14 protein-coding genes are annotated in these 15,070 nt (G+C 41.2%); 1 reads left to right on the top strand and 13 read right to left on the bottom strand.

The genetic code is table 11. The features are described from left to right. Positions 1-308 precede the first annotated feature (308 nt). The 10 genes from AC27HL_RS06945 to AC27HL_RS06900 form a co-directional block, all read right to left on the bottom strand. A complete protein-coding gene (locus tag AC27HL_RS06945) occupies positions 309-2,033 on the bottom strand; it encodes a Na(+)/H(+) antiporter subunit D (protein ID WP_487080104.1) in 1,725 nt (574 codons plus the stop codon). Further along, positions 2,026-2,280 (bottom strand): hypothetical protein, encoded by a 255-nt coding sequence (locus AC27HL_RS06940; RefSeq protein ID WP_487080102.1) that lies wholly within the window; start codon positions 2,278-2,280, stop codon positions 2,026-2,028. Before AC27HL_RS06940 ends, AC27HL_RS06945 begins: the two co-directional genes overlap by 8 nt. Further along, the gene (locus tag AC27HL_RS06935) at positions 2,281-3,813 is read right to left on the bottom strand and encodes a monovalent cation/H+ antiporter subunit D family protein (protein WP_487080100.1); all 1,533 of its coding nucleotides are present in this window, start codon (positions 3,811-3,813) and stop codon (positions 2,281-2,283) included. It lies immediately after the preceding gene. Beyond that, positions 3,810-5,327 carry a monovalent cation/H+ antiporter subunit D family protein gene (locus tag AC27HL_RS06930; protein ID WP_487080099.1) on the bottom strand — a complete coding sequence of 506 codons (1,518 nt, stop codon included), beginning with the start codon at positions 5,325-5,327 and terminating at the stop codon, positions 3,810-3,812. The genes AC27HL_RS06935 and AC27HL_RS06930 overlap by 4 nt, the downstream gene beginning before the upstream one ends. Further along, on the bottom strand, positions 5,327-5,683 hold the full coding sequence (locus AC27HL_RS06925) for a cation:proton antiporter subunit C (protein ID WP_487080097.1): 357 nt from the start codon (positions 5,681-5,683) through the stop codon (positions 5,327-5,329). Before AC27HL_RS06925 ends, AC27HL_RS06930 begins: the two co-directional genes overlap by 1 nt. Next, on the bottom strand, positions 5,680-6,660 hold the full coding sequence (locus AC27HL_RS06920) for a DUF4040 domain-containing protein (RefSeq protein ID WP_487080095.1): 981 nt from the start codon (positions 6,658-6,660) through the stop codon (positions 5,680-5,682). The genes AC27HL_RS06925 and AC27HL_RS06920 overlap by 4 nt, the downstream gene beginning before the upstream one ends. Next, the gene (gene mnhG, locus AC27HL_RS06915) at positions 6,660-6,989 is read right to left on the bottom strand and encodes a monovalent cation/H(+) antiporter subunit G (RefSeq protein ID WP_487080093.1); all 330 of its coding nucleotides are present in this window, start codon (positions 6,987-6,989) and stop codon (positions 6,660-6,662) included. Before mnhG ends, AC27HL_RS06920 begins: the two co-directional genes overlap by 1 nt. A 23-nt stretch (positions 6,990-7,012) precedes the next feature. Next, on the bottom strand, positions 7,013-7,279 hold the full coding sequence (locus tag AC27HL_RS06910; RefSeq protein WP_487080091.1) for an MrpF/PhaF family protein: 267 nt from the start codon (positions 7,277-7,279) through the stop codon (positions 7,013-7,015). Then, positions 7,276-7,752, bottom strand: coding sequence for a Na+/H+ antiporter subunit E (locus tag AC27HL_RS06905; protein WP_487080090.1), 477 nt, complete (start codon positions 7,750-7,752; stop codon positions 7,276-7,278). Before AC27HL_RS06905 ends, AC27HL_RS06910 begins: the two co-directional genes overlap by 4 nt. A 122-nt stretch (positions 7,753-7,874) precedes the next feature. After that, positions 7,875-8,744, bottom strand: coding sequence for a universal stress protein (locus tag AC27HL_RS06900; protein WP_487080089.1), 870 nt, complete (start codon positions 8,742-8,744; stop codon positions 7,875-7,877). 314 nt (positions 8,745-9,058) lie between these two features. On the opposite strand from AC27HL_RS06900, the gene AC27HL_RS06895 reads away from it, so the two are divergent. Further along, positions 9,059-9,991, top strand: coding sequence for a hydrogen peroxide-inducible genes activator (locus tag AC27HL_RS06895; protein WP_487080087.1), 933 nt, complete (start codon positions 9,059-9,061; stop codon positions 9,989-9,991). A gap of 361 nt (positions 9,992-10,352) precedes the next feature. Here AC27HL_RS06895 and AC27HL_RS06890 read toward each other — a convergent pair whose 3' ends face one another. From AC27HL_RS06890 to AC27HL_RS06880, 3 genes are all read right to left on the bottom strand, one after another. Beyond that, a complete protein-coding gene (locus tag AC27HL_RS06890; RefSeq protein WP_487080085.1) occupies positions 10,353-11,444 on the bottom strand; it encodes a family 20 glycosylhydrolase in 1,092 nt (363 codons plus the stop codon). A gap of 135 nt (positions 11,445-11,579) precedes the next feature. Continuing rightward, a complete protein-coding gene (locus tag AC27HL_RS06885; protein ID WP_487080747.1) occupies positions 11,580-12,479 on the bottom strand; it encodes an SMP-30/gluconolactonase/LRE family protein in 900 nt (299 codons plus the stop codon). A 69-nt stretch (positions 12,480-12,548) separates the two neighbouring features. Beyond that, positions 12,549-15,050, bottom strand: coding sequence for a beta-N-acetylhexosaminidase (locus AC27HL_RS06880; RefSeq protein ID WP_487080083.1), 2,502 nt, complete (start codon positions 15,048-15,050; stop codon positions 12,549-12,551). Between the last annotated feature and the right edge of the window lie 20 nt (positions 15,051-15,070).

Genomic DNA, 15,070 nt, shown 5'->3' with positions numbered 1-15,070 from the left:
AGAAATAGCTTAAAGCACTATATTGGCGCAGAGATTTAACTTCAATAAAAGTAAACCACCGCATTACTGCCAGGCTTGGTAGAAAATGTAAACTGACACCTAAGTTAACGTCTACAACATAGATAGCTCATTGTTATTAAAGAATTTAAAATTCACGCATTTGAGAAAAATATAAAAAATGAACTTTAAAAGATAAATGGCTAGTGGCTAACAAGAGCCCCAGCTCGGCGGCCGATAAATAATTAATTATTTATCGGCCATATTATCTCTTTAGACGAATAATCTCCCTGTGGTATTACTCTGTGCGATCAAAACAAGTCAAGCATGTAATAGAGCATTAAATAAAGCGCTAGCAATCCAGCCACCCATACAACCATAGTTTCTATTGGCCAAAGCTTTGCGAAGTATCCTTTTGGTTTACCCGACTCCGAATCATATGAACTCTGGATCATTTGCTTGATCGACATAATCGCAAGCATCTCCAGTTTCTCGTAAGCGCCGTAAGTTTTACTGGCAAACCTTCTAACAAATGCAGGTGCTAGTTTACGATAGAACCAGTCAGTATCGAGATTAGTTGATGGCAGCTCAGGTGGGTACATGTTGCGCTGGTTTAGCCAAACAAAAGCGAGTGCCGAGAAGAATAGCAACTGAAGCTGTGTTAAAATATGAGTAACATCATAAGGCTGATAATTATGCTCCCAAGGTAACAGGGCGTAAACTGTTTGCGCAGGGAAACTACCTAATACAACGCAAGCAATAGCTGCTAAGGTCATGGCAATGAGCATGTTCTTAGGAGGCTCTGTAGTTCGAATGCGAGAATCATGGGCGAAAAATGCAAAATATGGAATTTTAATACCCGCGTGGTGGAATACCCCAGCGGCAGCAAACAGTAATAACAACCAAACAACGTCATAACCTTCTGCTACTGCTGCCGCCATGATCATCGACTTCGATACAAAGCCGCTGAAAAGCGGGAATGCTGAAATAGAAGCTGCGCCGACAATACAAAGTATTGTGGTTTTGGGCATACTCTTATACAAACCTCCGAGCTCAGAACCATTAATCTTGCCTGTCATGTGCAATACGGCTCCCATTGTCATCATGAGCAGGCCTTTAAATATGACATCGTTAAAGGCATGAGCAACTGCACCATTTAATGCGATAGCGGTCCCAATACCGATACCAACCATCATAAATCCGATCTGGTTAATCAAACTGTAGGCTAATACGCGACGAAGATCATTTTCGATAACCGCAAAGAAAATTGGGAAACATGCCATGGTTACGCCAATCCAAACAAGAATTTCTTCACCAGGAAATCCTCTAGCAAAAGCGTACACAGCCACCTTAGTGGTGAATGAAGCCAAGAAAATGGTACCTGTCGGTGTCGCTTCAGGATAGGCATCAGTTAACCAGTTGTGCATAAATGGGAAGGCACATTTAATTCCGAAGGCGAAAAAGATTAGCCATGCGCCTATTTGTGCCATACCGTCATGCTGCAAAGATATTTGATTAAACAACAGACTGTTATTAACCTGCAAAAAGATCAAAAGTCCCGCTAACAGTAAAACCCCGGATAACACTTGAAAGATTAGGTAGCGAACTCCAGCAGAGTACGCCCGGTCGGTTCTGCGAGCCCAGACGAGAAATACAGACGTCAACGCCAGTAGTTCCCAAAACACAAATAGCGTCAGTAAATCACCGGCAAATACTGCACCTACTGCGCTTGCCGCATAAGCAAGGCCAGCGACGTGTTGCATGGTATCTTTTACGTGAAGTGCATACACAATCGCGATAAATGACGCGAGGTGAAAGAGGTAGCCAAACATCAGACTGAGCTTGTCAACACGAACAGGCTCAAGTGCATAACCCATAAACTCAAGTGACCAGAATACGCCGTGCTCTAAGCCCATTAAATTAAGCGCCCCTACAATAGGGGCAGCCAGCATTAATATATTGCGTAACCAGCCTCGTAATACAATCGCAGCAATCGCTCCAATCAGCAAAGGAAGAAATGGTATGACACTATTCATCGTAATAATCTTCCCCACGCATTATCACTTTTCGTAATTCTTTGGCAATTAAAACTAGAACTACACAACCCACAAAACCGTAGATAGCATAGAAAGCCGGTATATTTTCCCAGTCGTGATATATGTGGCGATGGACAATAAAGTCGGCGACAACTAAAAGGCCACAGATTACATAGAAAACTTTGAGCATTTTCTTAATGTTTTCTGGCTTATCGAAAAAGCCACTGGGTTCATGCTGTTCAGCCATTTAGCCCTCTCCATTTAAATTATTAGTTATGTCAACATGAGTCGAAACGCCTGGAATTAGATTGATTAAGTCGATCAAAGGCTGAGGATAAATAAACAGTACCAGGCACCCCAGCGAAGTCACACCTAGAGCAATTAACATTGGCAGAGGAGCTTCTTTGGTATCTGCCCATTTCCAGGGTTTTGATTCTCCAGCCGGAGGATTAAAAAACGCTTTGATAGGTATAGGTAGCAAATAAGCGATATTGATCAGCGAGCTGATCATCAAAATGGCGACAATAAATAATTTATCTGCCTCCAGTGCGCCTATCGTGAGGTACCACTTACTCCAAGTTCCGGCCATTGGTGGTAAACCAATGATACTGATGGCACCGATAGCAAAAGCAATCATAGTGATCGGCATCTGCCTACCCAAACCAACCATATCACTGATATTTTTTTTGTGACTAGCAACCATAATGGCGCCCGCACAGAAGAACAATGTGATTTTACCCACCGCATGCGTTGCGATGTGTAATGCCGCACCGGCGCTTGCTATTGAAGATGCTAACAATGCACCAACAACGATATAGCTCAACTGGCTTACGGTAGAATAAGCTAAACGTGCCTTAAGATTATCTTTGCTCATCGCAATGCAAGAAGAAAGCAGTATTGTCGCGGCGCCGATATAAAGCATAACATCTGTCGTGCCGAGGTTTTTAAGTTCATCCAAACCAAAAATATAGATAACAACTTTTAAGATACTAAACACACCTGCTTTCACCACCGCTACCGCATGCAACAGTGCGCTCACAGGGGTTGGCGCAACCATTGCGGCGGGTAACCAACGATGAAAAGGCATAATTGCCGCCTTACCAATGCCGTAGCAGAATAAAACAAGCAGGGCGCCAAGAATAGCCTTGTTGTGAGAGTCATCAAAAATTCCGCCCGCGCGAAAATCTAAGGTTCCGGTTAGGCTGTAGGTTCCGAGCACCGCAAGAAGTAAAAAAGCGATAGAAGTGCCAAGTAAAATACCCAGATAAATTCTCCCGCCCTTTTTGGCTTCGTCGTTACCGGCATGGGTAACAAGCGGGTAAGTCGAAAGGGTCAGCACTTCATAGAAGATGAACAGGGTAAGCAAGTTGCCGGAAAAACAAATAGCCATGACCGAGCTTATCGCCAGCGCAAAGCAACAGAAAAATCGTGTTTGATTTTGTTCGTTATGTCCCCGCATATAGCCAATGGCATAGATGCTAGTAATAATCCATAAAAAGCTGGCAACTAGGGCGAAAAGCACTCCCAGTGGCTCAACATTAAAGCTAATGCCTAGCCCTGGAAATAATTCAACTAACGGCAAATGCATCTCTACACCCTTGAAGGTGTGGTCTGTGATGGCAAGTACAATCGTAAATAAAATTGTTGCCGTTGTTAGGGTTACCGCTTCTCTTAGGTTCGGTATCTTGCCAGTTATGATAACAAGTAACGCACCAACCAAGGGCATCAAAATAGATAGACTAATGAGTAGTGAAGGCTCTACGCCCTGCCAGAGATTCATTTGCGCATCTCCTGACTAATAGTTGTTATTTCTGTATTTTGGAAGAGCCATTCAGACGCAGAACTGGCGGCTTCGGTAGTTAGGCTTGTATCAACCCCGAAATAGATGTTGGCCAACACGAGAATCCACATTGGCGTCAACATAAGCCAAGAGACTTCCTTAATCTTATCTGAGTCTTGCGATTCAGGTAACTCTTGAAAATAGGCAGCCTCTATAACGCGGCCAATATAAACGACAGCCAACAAAGATCCCGCCAAAACTAAAGCCGCAATAAGCCAATGGTTTTGCTCAAGTGCTGCACTGACTAAGTACCATTTACTTACAAAGCCAACAGTCAAAGGTACGCCTATAATACTGAGACCAGCAATAGTAAATGCTGCCATAGTGAGGGGCATCTGCTTCCCTAACCCCCTGAATGCTTTTATATCGACGGAGCCAACCCGATAAAACACCGCGCCAACGGCCATAAACAACGCACCTTTCATAAGCGCATGATTAAATATATGAATAAAGCTAGCCATCAGCCCTGTTACACTGACTAAACTGAGGCCGAGAATCATATAACCGATCTGAGCAACACTACTGTAGGCAAGTGCGGTTTTGATGTTACTTTGTACGGTTGCCGTATATGAAGATTTGAAGATAGCAACAGTAGCTAATACCATCAAAATCAGATCCATCCTCATTTCTTCAAAGACATGATCCACCCCGAATACCGTGAAGACAAAACGAATCATCACGTATACAGCGACCTTAGTAGCAGTACTAGCTAAAAATGCAGTAACAGCGGACGGTGCGTGAGTATAAGCGGAAGGTAACCACATATGTAACGGGAATAATGCAAGCTTAATGCTGACGCCAACGATAATAAACGCCAAGCCAGTGTTGATCGTGCGGCTGCTATCGTAGAGATCTATTCTACTCGCTAAATCGAGCATATTAAGGGTGCCGGTCATCATGTAGAGCATGCCAACACCAATCAAAATAAAGGTGGCCCCTATGGTCCCCATCACCAGATAACGAAACGCCGCCGTTAAGCAACGACGATCAGACGCTAAGCTCACCAATGTATAAGTTGCCAGAGAAGAAATCTCTAAGAATACAAATAGGTTAAAGGCATCACCCGTCAATAAAATACCGGAAAGGCCAGCAAGGCAAAGCAAATGTGCGGTATAAAATAAAGAATGCTTAGATGCTGCAATTTCTTTTTCGATACTGTCTTTAGAATAGACTAATACCAAGGTTGAAAGTGCAGAGACAGCTAACAGCACAAAGGCATTGGCAGTATCGACACGTAACTCGATTCCCCATGGCGGCGACCAACCACCAAGTGCGTAACTGAGCACACCATCAGATAACGCAGTAACTAACAATTGCCAAGAGAAAAAACAGGCTAGTGCACTGATTAACGTTGCAAAAAGCCACGTAAACAATGAACGCCCCAGAAGTAATGTGATAGGTGCTGCAATTAAAGGAATTATTATAGGAAGTGCAGCTAAGTGTTGTTCAAGCATTAGATGGCGTCATCCTTATCTACAAATTCATTTTCTTCAACCGTGCCATAAGCTCGTTTGATCCTAACAATGAGTGCTAGCCCGACCGCCGTTGTGGCTACTCCTACAACAATAGCGGTAAGAATAAGTACATGAGGTAAGGGGTTTGAATATTGAGTTGCGCCTTCAACAGCAATAGGTGCCGTGCCGCCAGTAACTTTACCCATAGTGATATACAGCATGAATACAGAAACTTGAAATACATTCAAACCAACAATTTTTTTAACAAGATTGTTAGCAGATATAACAATGTAAAAACCAGTCATCATCAGAAAGACGACGACCCAGTAGTTATAATGTTCGAGAATAAAATTCACTTGACGTTTGACCTCTCTATCTGGCTACTAAAGGCATAGAAAATACTCAACATAACGGCAAAAACGGTAATACCAACACCTAATTCAATAATAATAATGCCGTAGTGTTGACCAGCTAATGGCTCCGCTGCGATTTTGTTGTAATCTAAAAAATTTCCACCTTTATACATACTGAACACCCCCACACTTGCGTATAGTAAAACGCCCGCGGAAGCCATAAAATACAAAAATTTAGGTCCGATCACGGCGAATGCATTGGGTAAGCCGAAAACCAAGGCGTATAGAATAATCGCTGCGGCGGCTATTACTCCAGCCTGAAAGCCGCCACCAGGGCCAAAATCACCATGAAACTGCACGTAGAGTGCGAAAAGAATGATAAGAGGAATAATAAGTTTGGCGACAACGTGGAGTACGTAGTGGCTTTTTAGACCCGACTCTGGAGCATCTTTCTTATTTTCTCTACTAACGCCTAACAAAGAAAGTACAGCAATAAGGGCAGAAAATACAACCACCACCTCTCCAAGCGTATCAAATCCCCGGTAACTAGCTAAAACTGAGGTCACCATATTGGGCAATCCAACCTCTTTTTGCGACTCTTCTATGTATCGAGGGGCGACGTGTTGATGTATGGAGTTATTTGGGTCGCCGAAAGCGGGCATGTCAAGCGTACCGTATATCAGTGCGGCGCCAGTAATGCATACAACCAATAAAGGCAAAAACGAAGAGTGAAAGTTCTCTTTTTCCTTCCGGCCAGTTAAAGTCAAAGTGCTAAGCATTAAAACCGTAGAAATTCCCGCTCCCACTGCCGCTTCGGTAAAGGCAACATCAACAGCATCAAGGTTTATGAATATCAACGCAGACAAAAAGCTAAAAATACCAAACAGCATAACAACAGCTAATAAGTCTTTTAAGAATATAACCCGCAAAGCAGTAAGTGCCAGCATTGCTAGCAACACTAAATTAATCAGCTCAGCCATTAACGCATCTTCTCCTGTTGATTCTCTTTAACTTCCGTCAGTGTCAGTAATCCTCCATGGCGGGCAGACTTAGCAAGTGCATGAGAAGCAGTTGGGCTAGTGATCATTAGAAACACTAGAATAAACATAAGCTTTGCAGTGTTTAAGTCGAAAGAGGTTTGTAAAAGCAACCCGCTAATAATCAATATAGTGGCGATCGAGTCAGTAATGCTTGCAGCATGAATGCGGGTAAAAAAGTCAGGAAACTTGAAAATCCCCATTGCTCCACTTAACCCAAAAAATACACCTGCAATTAGCAGGATGCTACTGATAACGTCTAATAAAAGCATATTCATCCTTATAAATCAGGCACCTATTTAGCAGGTGTCGTATCCTCAAAAAAACGGAGTACCGCGACCATTCCTATAAAGTTAATAAGTGCATAAACAATAGCAATGTCGAGAAACTCAGGGCGTCCCATCAGGTAACCAACCGCAGCGATAAATAACACTGTCTTTGTGCCAAACATATTGACACCTAAAATACGGTCATACACGGTTGGTGCGAAAAATGCTCTTGCTAGCGCTATTACCATCACAACTAAAATTGCAATACATACCACGGCGTAAACTATAGTCATTTGTTTTTACCCCATATGCTGACTATCTTCCTTTCCATATCACTATTTGCTAGTTCATCAACAGAAGATTCTTGCAATGCATGAACCGTTAGTTCGTCATCAACCAAATCCACGGCCAATGTGCCGGGAGTCAGTGTTATTGAATTTGCATATAAAACACGTTTATGTTGAGGAATATCTTTCACTCTTACTTTGCCTAAGGCTGGCGTCAACTTTCTTGGTGACCCCCAAATGAGTTGAGTTACCTGAATGCTGGAACGAATAATTTGCCCGAACAAGCACGGAAGGTATTGAATAAATTTAAGGCCTGTACCAATTTCCAGTGGCTCTTTATCAATGTCATCCATACGCTTTAGAATTAAAAGCACAACAGCAACCGATGCTACGCCAAATCCAAGTAACAAAGGTTGGATGTAGCCTGAAAGCAACAGCCAAAATATAGAAAGTAATATTGCCCATTTAGTAAAATACATTAATAAAAACCCGATTTATTTTGATGTAACTTATAGATAACAAAGATAATTTACCTGCAAAGCATTTAACAAAGCGCTTTTGACTTATATTCATAAATACTCCTTACATACGATGCCAAAATCTATTTTCTAATTTTGGCTCGCCGGCCTCTACAAATTAGAATGTCGGTGCGTAAATAATGCAGGGTGTTTTCTGCGATTTTACCGAATAGAAAATCTTTCAGTCCTTTTTGTCCAACACACCCCATGATGACTAAATCAGCTTTTAGCTTATTAGCAAGAGAAGGAATATTTTTTTCCGCTGGGCCTACAGTGATGTGGGTATGGGCATGTCCTAAATTAAAGTTCGTTGTCAGCGATGACAGATTCTTTTCTGCTTCAGGCTGTTTTCTTTGTTGAACTTCTCGTTTATCAACAACATCAAATTCTAATAAAGGCCTCGCAACGGGAATACTATAAATAATATGGGTTTCATAATTAAAAACATCAGACAACAGGGCCGTCCACTTTAATACGATATTATTGTAATCTTGCTTTAGCTTATCTTTCGTTGACAAATCTAAGGCTGCCACAATAACTTGTTTACTTTTCCATTTCCGATTGCTTGCTAAAAAGATTGGGCATGGTAACTTTTGCATGAGGAGCCAATCCAATGGGGTATGAAAAAGGCTTTCTGTTCGATGCCCTATTTTCACGACAAAATCAAACTTCTTTTGCTTACATGCGTTCATTATTGAATCGGCAATATCGTCGGTGGCGACTACACTACAAGTTACTTGGACGTCTTCACCACAAATATTGGCAGTGTCATGAACTAGAATTTGTTTAGCTTCCTCTATAGCTTGCTGACGCTGAGATTCCTCTTCAGTATCTAGGTTGCACAAGAAGCGAACCACTTCCAATTTTGCATCTAGCGAAGAGGCTATACTATGAGCTTTTTCGATAGATAAATTGTCATGTTCGTCTGCAACAACAAGTATTGATTTGGTCATGTGCGAAACCTCCAAATCAGAATATCAACAAATAATAGGCTCATAATCACATTCCATATAATTATACTAGTGAATAAAAATAAGCAGCTCCGTAGTACTAAGCAATGGCTTGATAATCACGGTTCTCTGGGTTACTGCTGGATTTTCTGAGCGCCTTTGGCCAGTTTATCCATTGCCGTTTCCTCTTCGCCTGCACTGTTAGTACAAACCTACTTTGCAGATCGGGCTGTGATAGGGCAATAGAAATTATTACATTTTATTGATAGCATATAGCTATCACCTACGAAAAAAACTCTAATAAAATAGGTATTAAAATGGCGCTTAACACCCCAACAATTAAACAGCTTAAATACTTTGTCAGTCTGGCAGAATCCACTACTTTTCGTGGTGCAGCAGAGCGCCTAAATATCAGTCAGCCAACGCTGACAGCTCAAATTTACAGCCTAGAAAAAACCTTAGATCTGACCTTAATTGAGCGCAGTCGTAGCGGCGCTACCTTAACGCCAGCAGGTAGAGATTTGTTGGGTTGTGCTCGACAAGTTATTGAGCAAATGCACGGATTTATGGATCAAGCGGATATGATCAATCGCGGGCCGGGAGGCACATTCCTTGTTGGTGTATCCCCAACCGTTGGCCCCTACTTGCTTCCACATATTTTGCCCGGCCTACAAGATGCCTACTCATCACTGAAACTTTTTGTCAGGGAAAATATGCCAAAAACACTAGAACTCGACCTATTGGAAGGGCGTCTGGACTTGGTACTGACTCCTTTGCCTTTCAGCAACTCAGGCTTGACAACCGAGGTGCTATTTCATGAACCGCTTCAACTAACTATCCCTAAGGATCATCAGTTGGCTAAGTTAAAAAAAATCGAAAGCCACCACCTTAGCGGGCAGAATATACTAACGCTGGAAGAGCAATATAGTAGCTATCATCAAATAGAGTTCTTGTGCACAGAACTCGGTGCTAATATTGCCAGAGATTACGAGGGCACCAGCCTCGACGCTTTACGTCAAATGGTAATGATGAAGATGGGATTAACCTTTCTCCCCTCACTTTACATACATTCTGAAATACACCAACTACAAAATCTAAGCATCAGAAAAGTGGAGAAGTTACAACTCTATCGTACTCATGTCTTGGCATGGCGAATAAACTCGCCTAATCGCAGTTTTTATAAACTTTTAGCAGAGCAAATACGCTCATTAGTAAAAACCAATCTAGGAAAGGTTGAATTGGATTTCTGAGTACACTGATTTCACTAAACGATTTTTAGCTGTCAAAATTTCAGTTCCGGTATGTACTATCTAGATAATAAGTGTAATAGACAAATCAACTTAGAAATATTATCAAGCCACTGAGTAATGCCGCGCACCATTTTTTGAATGTAAAGCATTGATTAAAAGGAATTTTAACAAAACACCCGACTTTTATCGTATAGGCCAAGCGGTTACTGAAATTTGTGAGTTGACAGATAAGTTAACTCACAAATTTAACGAGAACGCAGATAATTCACAATAAAATACTATCAAATATAGTCGCCAATATATACATAAAACAATAATCCCTAAACAATATAATTTAGCCTTCACAAAACAAAAAGTAGCACTAGTTATTAGCTTTTATCTTAGGGTAAATCTTGTTAAAGGTTTTCACCGCATTCGCGCGTTCTTTATGATCGCAAGCCTTACCTTGATAGCATTGATAAAAACTATCAAAACTTCCCCAGTAGGTATGCATTACTCCACGCAAGCGGTTTTTAATGGTGTCGTTGCTGTTTGCGCGCATCGCTATCATATTAGCTACCTGAAATTCAGCAACACTGGGCACTTGATATGATGCACTAATAACATTTAGGCCTTTTACCGCAAAATAGCCAGGTGTTGGTGGTGCAGACTCATATTGCCAGTCACAAATAATAACGTTTTTAGAAATCAAATCGATTGCACTGTCAGTATCATTTTTTGAAGCGCCCCACTTGCCAAGCCCTGTGGTGTGGCCGTTTAGTAACCTGTCGCCCCATATATACATAGCAATATTTTTTTCTGCTAAATGCGCTTGGAACAGATTCACTTCATTAGCAAAGAGTTCGGCTTTATTTTTTCCTTTACAGCGTTCACAGCCATCTTCACCCAAAATAAACACTTCATCCATCCCCAAATGTATGCCCTTAGCACCAAACACTTCAATCAATTCGTCGATCACTGCCAACACCACATCATGAACATCAGGGTGATTCGGACAATAAGCACGGGTATAAAAATCTTTATCGAGTAGTTTCAGACCGGGATTTTCTTCGAATTCAGGATAAACCCTGAGCAATGAGTGAATAATGTCTTTTTTCCAAGATTGATGTCCTAACATATTAATAATCGGAATAATTTCGATATTATATTGTGCCGCGGTTTTAACGATTGTTTTTACTTGCAACTCAGTCAGGGCATTTTTTTCTGCGAGCTCTGGGTGAGACTTAAACTGATAATTGTAGTTAATTCTAAGAAACAACTGATTAACCGCTGTTTTTGACAAATCGTTGTTAACAAAATCGATAAAATGATTAAAATTAGCTGGGGTTGGTGAAGCAATGGCAAAACCACGCACAGGTAGTTTTTCTGCTTCTGAAACAGCCCATACGGTTACAGGCAGCATAATTAAAATTTTAATCAACAGCTTGCTAAAAAATCTTCTATATCTTTTCATAAGAGTGCCTTTATTTTATCTCTGCTGGGTTAGAATGCTTTTAGTTATTTTTCTCTCGCTTATTTTTTAAGCTCATTTATCCAAGCCTATAGACAATAACCGGAAGCCTCAGGGAGCCTTTTTAGTTCCTTCTGCCTACTTTTCAAGAAAACTGCGACCTGAAAATTCACTAACAAACGTCTCTATCGCACCACGTTTTTGCATGGTAACAAATACGGTTTTACCATCACTGCCGCCAAAAGCGACATTGGTTGGAAATTGGCCTTTAAGTTTTACTTCACGTAAAAGCACACCTTGCGGTGAAACAATAGCGATAACGCCTTTGCCATAACGCGCGATATATAAGTTGCCGCGCTTGTCTGCTCTCATGCCATCTAAACCATGTGTATCAAAGTGAATCAAAAGTTTTTTATGACTAATGCTGCCGTCGGCAGATAGCTGATATTGCCAAACGTTACCTTGCACACTTTCGTTAACATAAAGCGTTTTATTATCAGGGCTCACTTCTATGCCATTGGTGGTGCCCATGCTTTTTTCCAATAAAGCCACTTCACCGTTTTGGTTGATGCGCCATAGCTGCCCCGTGTTTTTTGTCCAGTTAGGATCACTCGCCAACAAGATCCCATTTGACATAATGGCAATATCATTTGGCTGATTCATTAAGGGTGAATGAGCGTATACTTCTGCTATCGGTGCGTGCTTATCACTATCTTTAAGACCTGCGGCACTGACTTTTAAAATATTATGATTAATGTAGTCCGCAATATACATGTTGCCATTGCGGTCAAAGCGAATGCCGTTGCCAACCGAATTGTTGCTAAGCTTTAACAGTATTTCACTGTTATTCCTGCCAGTAACTTTTCCGATAGTGCCTTGTTGTTGGTAATTTACCGCATATAACACGCCATTTTCGTCCACTGCTGGGCCTTCAACACCATGAGTAAAAACACCATCAGTTATCCAATCAGAGCTGATATATAACTTATTTGAGTTATTATTTACTTCATGACTTGCTACCTGAAAAACAGCCAACATGGAAATGGCAAACGCCAGCGATAAAATTTTTAACATAAATTCTTCTCATTAAAATTGTGTGAATAAGCTTTATTCGCTCGTCATTTGGCAGTGTTTTAATAAGCTACGCGCCAAAGGTATTGCAGCTATCACTATCTCTTTTGGTGTTTGCTGTAAGGCAAGTAATTTATTATCCAATTTCCTTAGCGACTTTTTGTTGTAGAAATTATCACTCATACAACCATCTACTATTGTTAACGCTAGGTGATTAAATTTTTGCAGATCAGAAACAACTGCTGACAACGAAGATAACTTGTTGTTTTGAGCTATTAACATGGATAATTTTTTAGCGTTTTCTTGCCAAAGCAAGAATTTCTGCTCCAGTTTTAGTAATGCTGATTTATCCCCTAATTTATAATCTCTTAGGTGACCTTCCATCATGATCAGGCTATAGCTTTCAACGGGCAGGTAATCAACAAAGTTATTTAACGCTGCATTTTGATGGTACTGATTTTTTTGATATTTCAGATGATGGCGGGTGTAATAATGGGCAGGCTCTAATGCCTCAGCTAAAGTAACTAGCGCAGCAAGTTCTTGCTGCTCTTCAGAGGGCTTAGCAATTAAATTGGTAAATCCTGCCAGTAGTTGTTCCTGATGCTGTAAAGCAATAATATCAGCAGCATAGTCATCAATAATCATTAACCTATGATACATATCATCACTGTCTTTTAGCGACTCGGGTGACCAAAAACGTTCGGCGATGGCAAACAAGCGTGGCCAAGTGCGTAAATCGATATTTTGTTCGTCAACCAGCTCTGACCATAATGTCGCTTCGCCGCCTAATATATTTTCAGCCTGCTCAATAGCAAGCAGCGGTTGCAAGGTAATTGGTACTTGCCCCTTAAGCGCTGCGCCATTCGGCTCTATCGGGTAATAGCTATTACCGAGCAAAGTAAAGCCACTAAGCCCTTCTGCTGCTGACAGTGATAATTCAAAACGCATTGGCCCCATCCAACTGTCGTGCGAAAAAATAACCTGATTATCTTGTAACTCTTGAAGTGAAGAATGAATTGCGACTTCTTTGTGGTGATGTTCATTAAGCTTCAAATAGCCAATAAGCTTATTGTTTTTTTCATTAGAGATTAAGGTTAATGAGCCTTTTACCGCACTGCCCTTTAACCTCGGCATAGTAAACGACCATGTGCGCCACTGATGGCCTGTTTGCAGCTGCTGTACTTGGTTGGCTTTTTGACTCGCTAAGGCAATATTGGCTAACGGGTCGTTACGGTAATGATAAGCTGTCGTTTGCGGTTGGTCGATGTAAAAGCCTGCTGATAATAATGCTTGGTAGCCACTACCCGCTATGCGATTAAGTGAATCTAAGCCTCGCCATGATTGTACAACGATATTTTGAGGCAAGTCTTTGTGATGAATTTCATCCCAGCCCATCATTTTTCGCTTATGCTTGCTAAGAATTTTTTGCAGCTTTACGTTGAAAAAACTTTGCACATCATCAGCGTCTTTCAAATTGTGCTTTAGCATTAAGGCGCTGACATCTTTACTGCCAAGCCATTGCTTTGGATTGACTTCATCCCCACCAATATGTAGATACTCATCAGGAAACAAATCCGTTAACTCTGTGATAACAGCCTCAATAAATCGATAAGTTTTAGGGTTGGTGATATCAAGTAATGGCTCAAATACTCCCCATTGACGCTCCATAACGTAGTTGTTTTTTTCAGTAATAAGCTCAGGGTAAGCAACCGCAATCGCTGAAGCATGACCCGGCAAATCAAATTCAGGCACAACCCTGATGCCTAAATGACTGGCATAGCTCACTAATTCTTTGATTTCTTTTTGGGTGTAATACAAGCCATCTGAGGCAAGTAGGTGCAATTTAGGGTAAGTTTTAGACTCAATACGCCAGCCTTGATCATCGGTTAAATGCCAATGAAAAACATTGAGCTTAGCCGCCGCCATACCATCAAGCTGCCGTTTGATGGCATTAAGCGGTATGAAATGCCGAACACTGTCAATAAGTAAACCTCGCCATTGGAAACGTGGTTGATCATTAATTTGTAGCGCTGGTAATGTTAAGAACTTTTTTTGCGTCACTGTCGCTGAAAGTTCAGGTATCGATATAATTTGTAGCAAGCTAGTTAATGCATGCAAGGCGCCAAAATCGCTGACCGCTTCAATATGAATAGCAGCTTTGGTGATGGTCAGTTGATAGCTTTCGTTATCACCTAACTGAGGCAAATAATTGCCCTGTTCTGCATTATTATCGCGCCCAATAATTAATTTAACATCAGCCAAATTGCTATCTTCAACCGGTATAAAGCCTTGAAAAGCAAAACCCGGTACCCTTTTAACTTGCTCAGTAAAACGTTTGAGCGCAGCCTGTTTTCTTTTTTCACTCATACCTGAAACAAACAGCTTAGGTGCTTGCGTTAACATAAAACTGCCATCAGCTTTTATCAGCTGCTTAGGGCATGGCATAAGTGTCAGGCAATTATCATTAGGCGTATTAACATTGTCTTGTCGTATCGAGTCACTCGCAAGACCACTAAAAGCGCAAAGTATTATACTCAAAGAGATAACGAGTAGTCGCA

The sequence above is a fragment of the Colwellia aquaemaris genome (assembly GCF_057548755.1).
This window is presented reverse-complemented; position numbering and strand designations above follow the sequence as displayed.